The 15,917-nt window shown below is 66.1% G+C and carries 11 protein-coding genes; 5 read left to right on the forward strand and 6 right to left on the reverse strand.

Annotation, left to right across the window (positions count from 1 at the left end):
- The first annotated feature begins 52 nt into the window (after positions 1-52).
- A protein-coding gene (locus ACFW1I_RS07475; RefSeq protein WP_384666996.1) for an IS5 family transposase occupies positions 53-888 on the forward strand; the annotation gives its coding sequence in 2 pieces (ribosomal slippage) (positions 53-400 and positions 403-888; 834 coding nt in all).
- 27 nt (positions 889-915) lie between these two features.
- Entirely contained in the window at positions 916-1,224 is a 309-nt protein-coding gene (locus tag ACFW1I_RS07480) for a transposase (protein ID WP_384666998.1), read from the forward strand.
- Between the two features lie 391 nt (positions 1,225-1,615).
- Here the strand turns inward: ACFW1I_RS07480 and ACFW1I_RS07485 are convergent, their stop codons facing one another.
- The 5 genes from ACFW1I_RS07485 to ACFW1I_RS07505 all read right to left on the reverse strand — a co-directional run bounded on the left by ACFW1I_RS07485 (position 1,616) and on the right by ACFW1I_RS07505 (position 8,463).
- On the reverse strand, positions 1,616-2,044 hold the full coding sequence (locus tag ACFW1I_RS07485) for a hypothetical protein (RefSeq protein ID WP_384667001.1): 429 nt from the start codon (positions 2,042-2,044) through the stop codon (positions 1,616-1,618).
- Between the two features lie 138 nt (positions 2,045-2,182).
- Complete coding sequence (locus ACFW1I_RS07490; RefSeq protein ID WP_384667004.1) at positions 2,183-3,088, reverse strand: hypothetical protein; 906 nt, start codon at positions 3,086-3,088, stop codon at positions 2,183-2,185.
- Between the two features lie 53 nt (positions 3,089-3,141).
- Complete coding sequence (locus ACFW1I_RS07495) at positions 3,142-3,600, reverse strand: hypothetical protein (RefSeq protein ID WP_384667007.1); 459 nt, start codon at positions 3,598-3,600, stop codon at positions 3,142-3,144.
- Between the two features lie 488 nt (positions 3,601-4,088).
- Complete coding sequence (locus ACFW1I_RS07500) at positions 4,089-4,559, reverse strand: hypothetical protein (protein ID WP_384667010.1); 471 nt, start codon at positions 4,557-4,559, stop codon at positions 4,089-4,091.
- Between the two features lie 16 nt (positions 4,560-4,575).
- Positions 4,576-8,463: an SGNH/GDSL hydrolase family protein gene (locus tag ACFW1I_RS07505; protein WP_384667013.1), complete on the reverse strand. Its 3,888-nt coding sequence runs from the start codon at positions 8,461-8,463 to the stop codon at positions 4,576-4,578.
- Between the two features lie 1,153 nt (positions 8,464-9,616).
- Here ACFW1I_RS07505 and ACFW1I_RS07510 point away from each other — a divergent pair.
- The 3 genes from ACFW1I_RS07510 to ACFW1I_RS07520 all read left to right on the forward strand — a co-directional run bounded on the left by ACFW1I_RS07510 (position 9,617) and on the right by ACFW1I_RS07520 (position 14,979).
- On the forward strand, positions 9,617-10,159 hold the full coding sequence (locus ACFW1I_RS07510; protein ID WP_384667016.1) for a hypothetical protein: 543 nt from the start codon (positions 9,617-9,619) through the stop codon (positions 10,157-10,159).
- A 75-nt stretch (positions 10,160-10,234) separates the two neighbouring features.
- On the forward strand, positions 10,235-10,768 hold the full coding sequence (locus tag ACFW1I_RS07515) for a hypothetical protein (RefSeq protein ID WP_384667019.1): 534 nt from the start codon (positions 10,235-10,237) through the stop codon (positions 10,766-10,768).
- Between the two features lie 491 nt (positions 10,769-11,259).
- Positions 11,260-14,979, forward strand: coding sequence for a NocE (locus ACFW1I_RS07520; RefSeq protein WP_384667022.1), 3,720 nt, complete (start codon positions 11,260-11,262; stop codon positions 14,977-14,979).
- An 87-nt stretch (positions 14,980-15,066) separates the two neighbouring features.
- Here ACFW1I_RS07520 and ACFW1I_RS07525 read toward each other — a convergent pair whose 3' ends face one another.
- Complete coding sequence (locus tag ACFW1I_RS07525) at positions 15,067-15,624, reverse strand: hypothetical protein (protein WP_384667025.1); 558 nt, start codon at positions 15,622-15,624, stop codon at positions 15,067-15,069.
- Positions 15,625-15,917 lie beyond the last annotated feature (293 nt).

Below are 15,917 nucleotides of genomic sequence, written 5' to 3' on the forward strand. Positions count from 1 at the left end.
GGAGGCTTAGAGCTCCTAACAGAAGCCGCTGATGGTGTGACTGTCGGCTTGGATGCTCGTTGGTCCGTTCGTGGCGAAGAGGAACTCTCGGCCGTGGATCGTGTCGGACGAACTGTGGTCGCTGATCGAGCCGTTGCTGCCGGTCCCGGCGCCGAAACTGGTGGCGGGGCGGCCGCGGGTTCCTGACCGGCAGGCTCTGTGCGGGATCCTGTTCGTCCTGCATACCGGGATCCAGTGGGAGTATCTGCCCCAGGAGCTCGGCTTCGGCTCGGGCATGATCTGCTGGCGGCGGCTTGCCGCGTGGAACGAGGCCGGTGTCTGGGACCAGCTGCACCTGGTCCTGCTCAAGAAGCTGCGGTCGGCCAAGCAGCTCGACTGGTCGCGGGCGGTGATCGACTCCTCCCACGTCAGGGCCGCGCGGCGGGGCCCAAAAGCGGACCCAGCCCGGTCGACCGCGCACGGCCGGGCAGCAAGCACCACGTCCTCGTAGACGGACAGGGCATCCCACTCGCCGTGTCACTGACCGGCGGAAACCGCAACGACGTCACCCAGCTGATGCCCCTTCTCGCGAAGGTCCCGTCCGTCGCCGGACTGATCGGCCGGCCGAGGCGGCGACCGGACGTGCTGCTGGCCGACCGGGGCTACGACCACGACAAGTACCGCCGCCTTGTCTGGGCGCAGGGCATCAAGCCGATGATCGCCCGCCGAGGCGTCCTGCACGGCTCCGGCCTGGGTGTTCACCGCTGGGTCGTCGAGCGAACCATTGCCTGGCTGCACGGCTTCCGGCGTCTACGCGTCCGATGGGAACGACGTGACGACATCCACGAGGCCTTCCTCGGCCTTGCCACCTGCCTCATCACCCACCGACACGTCCAACGCCTTTGTTAGGACCTCTTAGCGCACGATCTGACACGGATGTTCCTCAGACCCCGGAACCGCGCGAACCAGCAAGACTCCCAATGGAGACGGCTCTACGCCATCCGGTCCGGAGTCGAAGGCACCATCTGCGAGTTCATCAACGGAAACCGAGCCCGCCGCGGCCGCTACCACGGCCACCGCAAGACACACGTGCAGCCCGTCCTGACCGGCATCGCCATCAACATCGAACGCCTCGCCTCACGCACAACTCGCCACCCCCACCGCCCCCGACGCCCCATGACCTTCCAGCAGTACCTCGATGCCCGCGGCCTGACCTGGGAATGCTGGTGGCGACAAGGCAAATGAGCCGCGCGCACAAGGTCCCCGACAGAGTCGCTCACTGTGAAGTGGATGGTCGGCCGGGGCGTGCAACGAGACGAGGCTCCTGGTCGTTGCGGCGGTGTTTTCTGCGCACCACGCATCGTCCGAGGAGCCTCGCTTGGTCCCACATCGTGCCACCGTCGACGTCCCGAATGAGCCGGTCGAGCACGTTTCCTGACTCATCTACGTACGAAGGGTGCGAACGCTGTTCGCCATGGCGGAAGCTGGGGTGCTACCAGCAGGCTCTGCTCGCGCTGGTGCACCTGCGCACGAACAAGCCCCTTCCCGTCACGGCGGCCGACTTCGACATCTTGTCGGCCACCGCCTGACGCGATGTCAACGAAAGAGGGACCGGCAGGCCCTTCCGGAAGTCGGATCAGCCGCAAGCCACGCTGTCGAATCCTGCGCCAGTCTGGATGCTATTGTCCGGGGAATACTCCCAGAATCCGCCTGATACGCAATGCCCATCCGTGTTCGTCCTTACCACGGGGCCTGCATACCAGGCAAACTGACCTTCGTTCACGTGGGATCCAGTGCGGCCGTCGACGCGCAGCATCGCATACATGTAATGCTTAATTCCTGCGTACTTCTTGGCGACCAAAACCATGCAGTTCGTGCCGCCATTTGCAGAGGAGTAGTAAAGTTTGGCGGTGGACCAAACTTCGTTTCCGGGGCCCGTCAAATTCTTCGAATAGACCAGAGAGCCGGCGCATCCGTAGTCTCCTGCGGATGCGCTTGGAGCAAAGCCGATAAGTCCCGCCACAGTCATGGCGATAACGGCTAACGACGCTATGGGGCGACGCATTTCAATCCCTTCCGGAGTGAGGATTCATTGCATTGGATGGCTGTGAGTGAGGTCGATGCCATCGGAATGCGGGTGCAGTCGGCGATATCGGTGGCCGCGACGCCTGCAGGGACCCGAGGGGAGTACAGTGGGGGAGGCTCATCGGGTGGCGGCGTTGATTGCCGACGCAGTTGAGAGTGTGTTGCCGTTCTGGGACTGGGCTTGGCCGAGGCTCGACTCGTTGTCCTTGATGAGCTGCTTCTGGATGGCGGTTTCCTCGTCGAACCAGACCTTGACCAGATCCGTCGTGGTCTTGCATTCGACGTCGGCCGTCGCGAGCTTGATCTCCTCGGAGCTGGCCGTGCCGGCGGCGGGCGAGTGCAGTTTGTCCGTGTCCCAGACGCTGTTGACCTGATAGCCGCGGTCCTTCATGCACTGGGACCACTGGCCCATGGCTGCCTTGACCGCGGGGGTCTCCTGGGAGCGCTCGAAGCTCTCTGCGCTGAGGCGTTCGACCAGGTCTGCGTCGAGGGTGCCGACCTTGCGGTTCACCTCGCCGGTGCATCCGCCTTCGGGGAGCGCCTTGCCCTTGAAGGAGGAGATCGTGCTGCCTTCTTGACGGCCGTGGAGAACCGTGACGGCGTCAGGGGCGTCGAGCTCCGGTGGCGGGGTGCTCTCTCGGCCGGGGTGCGGGGGCCGGTATCCGTACTCCTTGGCCTCGGTGAGGTCGGTCAGTCCATACCTGCGGGGCATGTTGGAGGCATTGGCGGCGAGCGGAGGCGCAGTGCCGAGGTCTTCGGTACGCCAGTCGTCGAATCCGTAGCGTCGCATGCAGGCGATCTCTGCGATGTCCCTCGCCTGCTGAACGGCGATCTCGTCGGCGTAGGAGGGCATATACGCCTCAAGGGGTAGCGCGAGCCCCTTGGCGAGGCCGCGCGCGGGCACCTTGTCCGGCCAGTTCTCGCGGAAGACCTTGGGGCCCGGCTGTGCGGGGTCAGCCGCGGGTGCGGGCGTCCTCTGTACCGGCGGGGCGTCGTTCGTTTGCTGCCCGCAGCCTGCCAGCACTACCGCAAGGGAGGCGGCTGGGAGTGAAAGGATCCAGGGGCGTCTCGCGGTCATCACAGCCTCGCACTGCTTGCGTTCTCGTTCTTCAGGGCGGATATCAGGTTTTCGTTGTTGCCGACCTCGATGGTCTGGTACGTCCCCTGCTGGTTGCTGTAGTAGAAGATCCGGTGGGAGCGGGTGTCTCCGTTGGAGGCTCCAGCGGCGTTGTTCTTCACGCTCCAACCGGATCCGGGATCCGCCCCCTCACACTTACTGCTGTTCGGCAGTGGTTCGTCGAACCCGAAACCGTACCCGTAATTGAACTGGTAACGGACCTGCTGCATCCCCGAGGAGGTCAGGTAGTCATAGCCGAGGTGCGAGTCCTCGGTCTTGTTGGTGATGAAACAAGGACTCCTGAAGACTCCGATGTTCTGCAGGCTGTTGAAGAAGATGGCCAGGCAGCGCGTGGACGAGCTGCACTGATCGTCGGTGTAGGTGGTGTAGGCGTGGGCCGGCGAGGCCGGAATGATCACTGCAGCCAACGCTGCGGCCGCGGAAGCGGATGCTCCTAATATTCTCCGTCTGGGCAAGGGGAACCTCGATTCGTCCTTCTCTGATTCCTGGCGCTGATGGTGCGGAGACATCCGATCAGCTTTTGGAACATTACTTCGATTTCGCGGCGAGAGTGCCTGCATGACTGGATTCCGTCGGCAGGACGGCCGAATCGGAACGGTGTGGCTGACGTGGATGTGGCGGAACTCGGCATCCCGTTTCCCTGGAAGAAATGGGTAGGAATTAACGCTGGCTGATTGTTCTGGGCGTATCGGCCAGGAGCGTGGAGACGGTGGCAGTGGGCCCTGCTTCTGGCGGACAGTCAACCAGAGGGGCCCACTTGGTCGACGGCGTGCTGGGCTGTGCGACAGTCAGCAGTTCGCCGTCCCGGACTCCTCATAGACCGAATTCGTCCTGCGTGCAGCTCCGGCTGCCCGCAGGACGTGATCGACCTCAGCCGCCGGTCTCGTCATCTCAAGGTGGAGCCAGCCACGGTCTCACAAGGTTCCTTTGGCCCGTGGGCCTTGACCCGGGGCTCGGATGGACCGGTGGACGGCAGATCGATGGTGAAGCAGCGGGTGGCCATAGCGTCGGCCGGACCGAAGAGGACCAGGCTCCGTTTGTACGGGCGGGAGAACTGGACCAGGAGCCGGGTGCCGTCTGCTGTGGGAGGTGTGTCGACGAGGACCCCGAAGCCGGGTGCTACGTCAAGGGCGTCCCGTATGTCCTGGTCGGTCGGTGTGCGGCCCTTGTCGGCGAGGAGGTCGGCGGCGAAGCGCCTGGCGTCCTCCTGAGTGGCCTCGAAGGCGTTGTGCTCGCGGTCGGCCTCGCTGCGCCCGCTGACGGCGAGCGCAGCGACGAGTGTTACGACCGAAGCGAGCAGGACCGCGCCCAGGGCCTTCGCCCAGAGTGCGGTCCGTCCTTCTCGCTCTGCTCTCACAGGGATCCTGTCGCTACTAGGGGAGATTGCTCACCGCGCGACGGAAGGCCGCGGAGTAGGCGGAAGTGCCGGCGCTGTTGGGATGGTAGCTCTCACGGCTGACGCACCAGGTCCACGGGCCGGGGTTGGTGGGTGAGCACGTGAAGTCGCCGGGCCCCTGCCCTGCGGCCACTGTCCTGTGGATGCCCTCGGGGTCATCGCAGGCCCGCCGCCCCTGGAAGTCTGCGTCGGCGGACTCGAAGAACACGGGGAGACCCTCCGCCTTGAGCTTGTCGACGACCGCCCGTTGCTTGGCCTCCATATAGACGGCGTTCTTGTTGACGCGGGTCGCGTCTGTGCCACCGATGACGCCGATGCTGCTGAAGCAGGTGAGCGACTTGTCATTGAAGAGCTGCGGGTAGCTGAGGAGGAGGATCTTCGCGCGGCCACCCGTCTCGGTGTTGATGCGCCGCAGGGCGGACTCGACCCCGGGCATGGCGCCGTCGATGCCCCGCTGGACGTCCTCTTCCGGCGGGCAGGCGATGGTCGCGCAGTCCTGCATGACCTTCGGGAAGCCTGCGTCGTTGCCGCCGATGGTGAGTGTCACGAGGTCGGTGTCACTACTGAGCACGCCGGAATCGACCTGGAACCGCTCATGGAAGTTGCCATCGACCCCCCAGGTCTCGTTCCCGTTCCCGTCGATGGCGTGCCCCGTCTTCAGCTGCCAGGAGCGCGCTCCGGAGCAGGAGACGTTCTGGAACTCCAGCTCCGCGGAGAAACCGTCGGCAAGAACGCCGATGGATGCGGAGCGTCCCGGAAGGGGTGTCTTGCGGGCCCAGGAGTCGTTGCTGCGGCGGCAGCCGTTCCAGCGTGAAGCGTTGTTGATGTCGTTGTCGGACTCCTTGGCGTACGAGCCGGCTCCCTCGCCGGAGGAATACGAGTCGCCCATCTGAACGACCTGCTGGGGCTTGCCCGGCAGCGGCTGGAATGCGACAGCGTCGAAGGCGACATCGTCGTCCCCGGTCCCGTCTTCGGTCTCCGAGGTGAGCCGCACCCGGGGCACGCCGTTCATCTGGTACGAGCCGAGGGACATCCAGCCGTTGGTCCCGCGCTTCTGGTTGACATACCGGTGGCGGGAGAACAAGCCGCTGCCGGTGTCGATGTCGTAGCGCGCCTGCTGGGTGTGCGCGCCGTGGTCTGGCAGGTGTACGAGGACACGCATCCAGTCGGTGCGGGGCTTGTTCAGAGTCCAGGTGCCGGTGAAGTTGAGGCGGGTGCCCTTGGCGTCGTCGTCTCGGGTGTGGCCGAAGTAGAAGTGGCCGCCGAATCCTGCGCCCAGCTGATGCAGGTCAACTTTTCCTGGGTAGACCGTCGAGGCGGTCTTGTCGTGGGCGATGCCCGACTCACCCGGGAAGTCGGCGGTGAAGGCGCCGGAGTTGGTCCAGTCACTGTTGGCGCAGGCCGGTCGGACGGATGGGGTGCCGCTGGGGACGTCGTCGACGATGAGTGCGCCGGAGGGCAGGCCGCTGCGGGTGCAGTTGGGCGGATACGCGATGCCGTCGGCCTGCTCGGCGTCGTAGTTCGGCGAGGTGAAACGGAAGAGCTCGTTGCCGCAGGAATAGGAGCAGTCGCTCTTCCATTGGACGGGCAGGTGGAACCAGCACTTGTGGTCGGGTCGGGTGCAGGGTCCTGCGCCCGGATCGTTGGAGGCGCCATCGGAGATTTTGGACGGATCGCACCAGTTGTAGACGCCGCAGAAGAGGTCCTCCGGCGGCTTCACGCGGGCTCGGTTCCACTTGGCCGAGCCCTGGACGGTGGCGTCTTCGGTGGTGCCGTTCCACCAGGCGGCGCGGAACGCGGCCACCATGACGCCTGGTGACTCCAGGAAGGCCGGCGGGTGTGCGGCGAAGCCGAGCACCTTCTCGGGGTACGGCCAGTGCTGCGGGCGTGCGGCGGCGGAGGCGTCCTCGTTGCCAAGCCGGTCCTCCATGAACGGCAGGCGGCCGGCATCCCACTCGGGGTTGGCGGGGTTGTTGGCCCAGCCCACGCCCCAGGGTTCGTTGGCGTTGACGTTCTCGTAGAACCCGGAGTTGTAGGCCCAGAGAGCGAAGAACCAGTTCTCCAGCTTGGCGGGATTGCCGTCGTGGACGACGAGGCCGGCGCGCTTGGTCTGGTTCCACTTCTCGACCAGGATGCGGAGGCCGGCGGCGACATTCGCCGCGTAGTCGAGGGCGACGGCGCGCTGTATCTGGTAGTCCCAGGCGGCCCCGCCCTTGCCGTACTCACGGCCGGCGAGACGCATATGGTCGGTGACCTGGGCGACGCCGTAACCGCAGTCGCCGGCGGACCAGTTGACGTTCCAGTCGTTGTCCGGAATGCCGTCGTAGTAGTCGATGCCGTAGTAGTTTCCGATCAAGGGGTTGCCCGTCACGCCGGGAACTGCCGAGCGGGAGGCCTGCCACATGTTCGACTCCTGCGCGGTGATGCCGAGGAACACCTGCGCGGGGACACGGCCGCCGCCTTCGAGGATCGGGTTCGGGAAGAGGACCTGCGGTGAGTACGCCGGCATGCCCAGGTTCTTCCAGTTCGCAGGGCGCGAGGCGCCGATGTCGAGTTTGCCGGTGATGGCCTTGTCGACGGCCCACTCGACCTGACGGGGCTTGGGCTGCATAGCCTGGTTGCGCGGGTCGTTACGGGGCACGGAACAGATGCGCTCCGATTCGACGAGCTCGCTGCTGGACCCGGATGTGGTGGCCGAGGCCGTCGTGGCGTCGAGGGGACGTAGACCGGCGCCCTGGGCGCTCGGGTCATCGTCGTCGGTGTCGGCACCCGCGTTCTTTCGGGTTCTGAGTAGCGGAGACGGTGCGCGGGATGACTCCCACCCGTCGGAAATGGCCGCAATCGGCCTGACGGTGAAGGCAATGTTCTTGCCGGTGTCGCGCACAGTGGTGTCGATCTTCACCGGGCGCGCGTCGGTGACCTCCTGTGGCTGGAGGTACTTCGGAGAACCTTTGCCGTCGGCCCAGACGGTGTGCTGGACGATCGAGGCGCCCATGGTGGACAGGGTGGCGTCCTTGTCGACCCCGTCCAGTCGCGTGACCGACCGCGGCAGGCTGACACCGGCCTCGGCGGTGACGTCACCGGTCAGGTAGACTTGCCCGCCGACCCGCGTGAGGCCGGTGTCCGAAAGGGGGCCGTGGCCGAGCTGTGTGACCTTTTTGTCGGCCCACCGGCGGACGAGCGCGGTCTCCTCGTTCTGGAGGCTGCCGCGCTGGACGCGCTCCAGGAAAACGTAGCCGCCGTCAGCGTCCTTGCTGATGCGGTAGGGGACGGTACTCGTGGTCGCGAGCTGCTTCTTCACGCCCCTGTTGTCGATCTCGACGAGGGCGCGTCCGGAAGCGGCGGCGATTCTGCCGTCGCCGACGGGTACAGACGAGGTGATCTGACCGTCGACGACGACAGGATTGCCGACCTGGCCTGTGGCGGCGTTGACCCGGAAGAGTCGGGTCTGCCTCTTGTCCTCGCCGGGAGACTGTGTGAGGACCGCTTCCTCTCCGGCCCCACAGCCGGGGTTGTAGTACGACAGCGAAGCGTTGAGCTTCAGCTTGGTGACGGCGCCGGTGGTGAGATCCACGATGGCGGTGAAGCCGCCGCGGGCCATCAGGCGGGGGTCGTTGGTGAAGGTGCGCGGGGCGTAGACGACGACGGCGCGCTTGCCGGATCCGGTGACGCAGGCGTTGCCGATCCACTGGTCGACGTCGAAGCCGGGTTCGGCGAGGGACACGAGCGTCTTCCAGGCGTAGCCGCTCTGTTCTGTCGCCGTCAGCAGGTGGAAGCCCTGGGCGTCACCGGTGGAGGTCCAGGCGACGTCCGTGGAGTTTTCCCAGTCCGGGCCGAGGAACTCGGCGCGATCTGAGGCCGGCACACGGTCCGTCGCCGGGGTGGCGATGGCGACGGGCGTCGACGGGGCGACAGGTCCGGGTTGTGCCCAGGCCGAGGCATGGGGAAGTCCGGCCAGCAGCGCTCCGACAGCCGCCCCTATCAGAGGCGCTCGTGTCTTTCGGAGTAATCTCAATTGCGATCTCCTTGGAGACTCGTAAGGCGCGGACGCCCCACCCTGTGCAGAGGCGAGCACCGGTGCCAGGCGAGGTTACGGTCGTGACGGGACCGTGCCGAGGGGTGTTGCCTGGCGGTAGCGGGGAGCCCCGACGGGCCTGTTTCCGTGCATCAAATGCGGTGGTCGGGGCGGACTGGGCCTCGTCGCGGCAGATCGCTGTTGGCGGCCATCGGCTCGCCGCTCCATCCGTCAGTCGCACTGATGCCCCCGTGTCGTCGCTCGATCTGAGCGTCGCAACGATAGGCGTACGGGCATGGAGGCGGCCTAAACCACCCAGGGAATGGCGAGAAGACGCCGCCTGCGGAGCTCCTTGTTTCCTGTTTCAACCTCATGTCGATCAGGCTCTTTCAGCCAGGTCGCGGATCGACCCGACGCGTGGAGATCGCAGATGCATAAGGTGGGAGCCGGGTTGCAGTCGCTCCTCTCGTTAGGCATGGCTGGATTTCCCTCCGGTTCGCGAACCGCAACGATGATGTCCGAAAAGTGAGACGGAGCGGCCAGAAGTCATCGGGCCGGGCGAGGAATTCATCCCTCCGCCTTATGGATCCACTTTCGTATGCTGCCCCCGCACATGGCACCCCCTCCCGCAGGCCTGTTCGCATTTGCTTTTCCGTTTTGTCTTTCGGGGCAAGAGGAGAGAGTGGGCAGTGGGTTGTAGATGGAACGAGCCGTTTGGCTGCCATTTTTGGTCAATCTAGAGGAGGTGACTATCCGGGGGAGGGGTGGATCGCCTTCGGTTGGTTGCCGAGGCTTCCTATAGCGACATTTGCTCCTGGGATTGCGTGTTGCCGCTCACCCGGACTGCGACCGCTTCGTGTCGCCCTTGGCGGGACGGGGTCGAGTTCGCAGTCACCTCGGTCCCCCGGCGCACTGCGTGTGGACCAGCAGGCCGCACGGCCTCGCCCTTCGACGTTCCCGATCGGCCATCTGGTCGTAATCCGAGCAAAGGATCTGATCTGCCATGCGTACATCGCACCGGGCGTGGGCTCGCGTCGCCGCGCCTCTCGCCGCCGCCGCGGTCGCCTCGCTGTTCGCCTTGCCTTCGGCGTCCGCCGCGACACCGGTCGTGGCCGGCGCTGCGAGCGTGACCGCCACATGCACCCACACGTGTGTCCTGGGGACCCGTGCCGCGACGCACACCGGCTTCGACCGGCTGGTTTTCGATCTGACGTCGGGCACTCAGGTCACGACGGAGACGAACACGACGGGTGCGTTCTATCCGTGGAGCGGCAAGCAGGAACTCCTGCAGATCCGCGGCACCTCGTACCTCTTCATCACGATGGAGAACGCCGACATCTATGACAACGCGGGCAATCTGACCTTCGCGAGTCCCAGGGTGCAGAGCTTCGGCCTTCCTTCCCTCAAGGGTGTCCAGGAGTTGGGAGCGTTCGACACCCGATTCGACAAGCGCGTCCAGTTCGGCATCACGCTCGGACCGTCGACGGGCTACCAGATCTTCCAGCTGACCCAGCCGAACCGCCTGGTCGTCGACATCTACCGATAGGCCGGGCAGTCGTCTGGTCTACGTCGTCCAAGCCCGGTCACCCCACTCTCGTTTCGCACAAGGAGTTCTTCTGTCATGAACAGATCGCTTCGTACGTGGGCTCGTGTCGCCGTGCCCCTTGCTGCGGCCGCGGTCGCCTCGGTGCTCGCCGTTCCGACAGCCACCGCCACCACCCCTGCCGAGACCACCGCCACCACCCCTGCCGAGACCGCCGCCACGACCGTGACGTGCTACGACAACCCCTGCATCACGGGCATACGTGCCGCGACGCACACGGGCTACGACCGTCTGGTGTTCGACCTCACCGCGCCCACCCGGATCTTCGGCACGTCGACGAATACGACCGGCGCCTACACGCCGATGAGCGGTCTGACGGAGTACGTGACCGTCAAGGGGACGTCGTATCTGTTCATCACGATGGAGCCCGCCCACCTGGCCTCCGGAGTGGAGTGGAGCAAGGCGTTCGGCCTGCCCACGATCAAGGGAGTGCAGCTGACCAACTTCCACGCCGCCAGGGCGGAGTTCGGCCTCTCGCTCGGCCCCTCGACCCGGTACAACGTCTTCCATCTGACGCAGCCGGACCGCGTGGTCGTCGATGTCTACCGCTAGCTGTGCTCCTTACCCGAGCGAGAAGTGAGAGGACGGCCGATGACAGGCTTAACGGAGAGTCTCGGAAGAACGGGCACCGCGCGATGAGGCGGCGATGGGCATCCGCACCCGTGGTGGTCACCATGACGCTGGCGCTGTTGGCGACGCTGCCCGCGCAGGCCATGGCGGATGATCCGCAACGGCCGGACGGCGCCGAACAGGAGCAGTCGGCCGAGCCGTGGTCGGGGACACCGCCTGAGGCCCCATCTCCAGGCGTATCTCGAGGTGTGATTCCGGAGGGGCGTCGTGCATCGGTGCAGGGGAGAGGGCATGCCTCGTCCAAGGACGTTGCGTGGACGACGTCTGGTGATGCGGAAGGGTTCCATGTCCTGGTGGCGGATGCGGCTGCGGGGTACGAGTGGAGGACCGCGGCCACTCTGTCGGAGCCGGGCTTCGACGCCGACAGCTGGATCGGGAATGCTTGTGTCACGGAGTCGGGAAAGCGCGCGGCAGTGGCCTACGCGCCGCGGACCTTCACCAACAAGCCCGAGCTGATGGTGAGGGGAGCGTTCACCGCGATCGTGGACCTGGAGACGGGGCGGGTCGTCAAGCTTCCGCACCAGGCATCGCTGGCGTACTTCTCGCCGGGCTGCGGCCGAGGTGAGGACGCGGTCTTCAGTCAGCTGTCCCACGAAGGGGACGAGCAGGCCGGCACCCGCCTCATCACGGTCGACGCGACCGCCGGCAAAGCCGGAAAGCCGCTTCTGATGCACGGGAATGTGACCTCCGCGATACCAACCCGGGAGGGCATCGTCGCGGCCGAGGGCGCACGGCTGGTCCGAGTGGACAAGGGCGGGAAGCGCAAGACGATCGCGCGGACGAGTGGTGTTCCCTTCCAGCTCCGGACCGACAAGGACGGCGGTGTCACATTCATCGAGCGGCTCCCCGCTCCGGCCGCAGAGAAGACTGAAGACGGCGACAGCCAGGCCCGCCGGGTGACCGCCGGACAGATTAGGAACGGCGAAGCCACCCCGTCCACGCTCGTGCGTGGCGCTCTGACGGAGTGGGACCTCGCCTCCTCGGCCGATGGCACTGTGCACGTCACCGGCAGGGCGAAGACGCTGGGGACGCTGCCGAGGGCCGTTCGCAATCGCGGCGACCTGGCGAAGGACGACCGGATCTCCACCCGGGGGGAAGCCGCCGTGGCGACCGCCTGGGCGGCGGGGAAGAACTCTCCCCTGATCGCTCCTGACGAGGACGATGCCCGGCCGGTCCGGACCGAACTCCGCCTGCTCGCCACCGGGAAGACTGAGGTCCTGGAAGCCCTGCCGGGAGGCAGACCACTGGGCACCACCAGGGACCGGTCCGCGGGAGGCGCCCTATCCCCCGTTCTGTCGAGCGGCGGAGGGACGCCGAAGGCGTCGGAGGCGGCGAGGTCCGCAGCGTCCGACCCGTCGCCCACGGATCCGGTCGAGGCGGAGCGTACGTGTGCCGTGCCGCGCAACGACGTGCGCAAGCAGGCCTTCCAGCCGACTCCCCGGCAGGTCGAATGGGCCGTGAACCAGACCGTCGCCGGGACGCTGAACAAGCACGTCTCCCGGTCGGCCAACTGGAAGAACACGGGCATGGCGGCCTACCAGCCGCAGACGCTGTTCCCGCCGACCCTGCTGTATGGAGACGGCAACGGCGTCCCGGACCGGGTCAATGACTGGCACATCCCCTCGCAGGTGCTGCTCGGCATCACCGCGCAGGAGTCCAACATGTGGCAGGCCACGCGCTTCGCCGTGCCGGGCGTCACTGCCAACTCCCTGATCGGGAACTACTACGGCGTCGAGTACACGGCCGGCGGCGGGCAGCCGGACCCGTGGGCTATCAACTGGGGCAAGGCCGACTGCGGTTATGGGATCACGCAGGTCACCGATGGCATGCGGCTGGCCGACCAGGGAGTCAAGCTCAGTAAGACGCAGCAGGAGGCCGTCGCGCTCGACTACACGGCTAACATCGCCGCCGGTGCGCGCATCCTCGCCGAGAAGTGGAACCAGACCAACAAGGCCGGGATGACCGTCAACAACGGCCACCCGAAGCACATTGAGAACTGGTTCTTCGCCCTCTGGGCCTACAACTCGGGGTTCTACGAGAAGGGGAGCGACCCCGCAGGAGGCGACCACTGGGGCGTCGGCTTCACCAACAACCCGGCCAACCCACTCTGGAAGTACAACCGTACGCCCTTCCTGGAGAACGCGAGCGGTGCCGACGACTACTCCCACGCGGCGCACCCGCAGGATTGGCCGTACCAGGAGAAGGTGATCGGCTGGGCCGCCCGCCCCATCGCCGCCTTGTTCGCCCCGGGTGACATGCAGGCCGGCTACCGGGCCGCGTGGTGGAACAGCAACGGAGATCGCACGCGGGCCAAGCCTCGGCTCGACCTGTTCTGCACCATGGAGAACAACGACTGCTACGCGGGCCGCATCGGGGAGAACGACTCCAACGAACCCGGCCAGGGCGCCTGCACTCTGGACCAGGAGGCGACGACCAACCCCCACTGGCTGCACTGCTGGTGGAACACCTCGGTGCAGTGGAAGGACTGCAACCTCCTCTCGGAGTGCGGGAACGCGGTCCACCGCTTCAACGACACCTACCCCGAACAGTCGGACGCGAACTCCTACCCGCCCCAGTGCGGGACGGGCGGCCTGCCTGCTGGGACGGAGATCATCGAGAACACCCCGGCCGGCGTGACACCGGCCGGAAGCACCAGCAGAACCTGCGGCCCTTCCTCGTCCGCCGGGACCTTCGCGTTCAGCTTCGCCGGCTGGAACGGCACCTACGCGGGCAAGATGGACCTGCACCAGATCGGGGCCGGGAGCAACAACCACTTCTGGTTCTCCCACACCAGGGACCAGGACACCCTTGACGGCGCGCGGACGTTCATCACCGGCAAGTGGACGCTCAACGAGTCCGCCATCGGCTGGAGCCGCGTCCTGGTGCACATGCCCGACCACGGCGCGCACACCCGGCAGGCCGCCTACGTGGTGGGCGGCACCGACTCCACCTCGCCGGTCCGCGTCGTACCGCAGCGCACCCGCGAGAACCGCTGGGTGAGCCTGGGAGTCTTCCGCTTCACCGGCACGCCGACGGTCTCCCTGTCCACCCACACCGAAGACGGCGGCACCGGCGAGGACATCGCCTGGGACGCCGTGGCGTTCCAGAAGCTGCCGGGCAAGCCGGTCCACCAGATCGTGGCCATGGGCGACTCCTTCTCCTCGGGCGAGGGCGCCTCCGAAGGCAACGCCGACTACTACAAGGAGACCAACTACCGGGACAGCCTGAACGAGCCGACCCGCAACGCCTGCCACCGCTCGAAGAAGACGTGGTCACGTCAGGCCAGGACGTCCGCCGGCGCGTACGAGTCGATCGGCGAGCTGGCGGACCGCTGGGACGCGAGCATGGACTACCACCTGATCGCCTGCTCCGGCGCGCGCACGTACAACATCCTGGAGTACCCAGAGAACGGCGAACTCGCCCAGATCCAGAAGGGGTACCTGGACCAGAACACCACCATGGTGACCATCTCTGTCGGCGGCAACGACACACGGTTCGCGTACGTCATCCAGAAGTGCCTCATCTCCTACGGCTCGGGCAGCTGCAAGGACAAGCTGTTCGACGACCACGACCCGAAGATCGACCGGGACGCCGACGGGGACGGGTACATCGACAGGGACAGGGACGAAGGCTTCAAAAACATGCGGATGGAGGATGCCCTGCCTGAGCTGATCACCGAGGTGGTGAAGGTGGATCTCCTCGCCGTCGTCGAGGAGATCCACCGCAAGGCCCCCAACGCCAAGATCCTCCTCATGGGCTACCCGAAACTGGTCTCCGGTGACGCGAGCTGCCTGCGCATGGCGGGGCTGGGCTTGTCGGAGGAGTCCAACAACTGGCTCAACACCGTGGCCGCGCATCTCACCAGAGAGATGAAGAGCGTCGGCGAGATCGCCCGAAGCAAGGGCATCAACGCGCGGTTCTCCGACCCGACCTGGGCCTTCGAAGGCAGAGGTATATGCGGAAATCCCGAGAGCATCCACGGTCTGGTCAAAGACCTGACCGACAGCGACAACCCGGTCGTGGACTGGCCGCTGCTGAAGGCGTACGGCCTTTCGGCACAGGCATTCCACCCGAAGATCAGCGGCGCCCTGCTGTACGCGACCGCCATGGAGGCAACGCTCGCCGGATGGTAGGTGCGGGATCCGTCTCTTGAGAGAAGAACGAGGAGCCGGCCCGGGAGAGTACGTGACCCGAGCCGGCTCTTCGGCCTCCTGCCACCGCTACGTGCGGTACAACCTGTGGTAGTTCGCCGTGAGGGTCCACGCGTACAGAGTCCCCGGGCGCTCCCGCATCGCGGCGAGGGTTAGGTCGGCGGGATCGGACACACAGGTGGCGAGGACCGTCTTGTGGTCGGGGCACGGTTCCCGCACCTTCGCCCCTGTGTTGTCCCCGGGCGCATCCCAACGCAGGTTCTCCCCTCCGGTACGGGAACCGATCGACGGAGGGTAGGTGTACGGCCCCTCGTAGGTCCTGTTCTCGTAGTAGCGCAACGCGCTGTCGATCGTGTGCTCGGACCACCTGGTGGGAGTGCTCATGGAGCGCAGTTCTTGGAGGACCTGGGCCACGGGACGGTCGACGACGAAGTACAGGTGCAGCCGCATCATGCAGGACAGGACGGGCTGCTCCGGAGCGTTCTGGTCGAGGTAGTTCTTACCTCCGCCCCGGGTGCAGGTGTCCACGACGGTGGTACGCAGCGGCGGCCCCCACGGGGAGGCGCCTTCGATCTCGCCGGCCCTCGCCCACAGGTCCCGCTCAGTCTGCTCCCGTTTCTGTCGCACTTCGTCCGAAGTCGCGATCTTCTTGAGTTCGCTCTGGCTGGGACCTCTGGAGCATGCGCCGACTCCGACGAGGAAGAACGCGAACAGAAGAGACGCGGCCTGGCCGGACCGCCTGCGTAAGGGTGAAGGCATGGTCAAAGTCTCCTACACGTTCGGCAGAGTTCTGCAGGGTCGTCGAGACGGAGGGACGGGGAACCGAGAGAGCCCCGGCCAAGGGGGGGGGGGGGTGTTAAAAAAAAACCCCCCCGGCCGGGGGGGAGGCGAGAGTGGTTGGGGGGGGGGGGCCAACCCGG

It is taken from the genome of Streptomyces sp. NPDC058955 (assembly GCF_042741435.1).
In the GTDB taxonomy this organism is placed as follows: Bacteria; Actinomycetota; Actinomycetes; order Streptomycetales; family Streptomycetaceae; genus Streptomyces.

Coding starts and splice junctions, on each gene's coding strand:
- ACFW1I_RS07485 (WP_384667001.1), bottom strand. CDS start 2,044: ATGCGTCGCCCCATAGCGTCGTTAGCCGTTATCGCCATGACTGTGGCG.
- ACFW1I_RS07480 (WP_384666998.1), top strand. CDS start 916: ATGTTCCTCAGACCCCGGAACCGCGCGAACCAGCAAGACTCCCAATGG.
- ACFW1I_RS07515 (WP_384667019.1), top strand. CDS start 10,235: ATGAACAGATCGCTTCGTACGTGGGCTCGTGTCGCCGTGCCCCTTGCT.
- ACFW1I_RS07510 (WP_384667016.1), top strand. CDS start 9,617: ATGCGTACATCGCACCGGGCGTGGGCTCGCGTCGCCGCGCCTCTCGCC.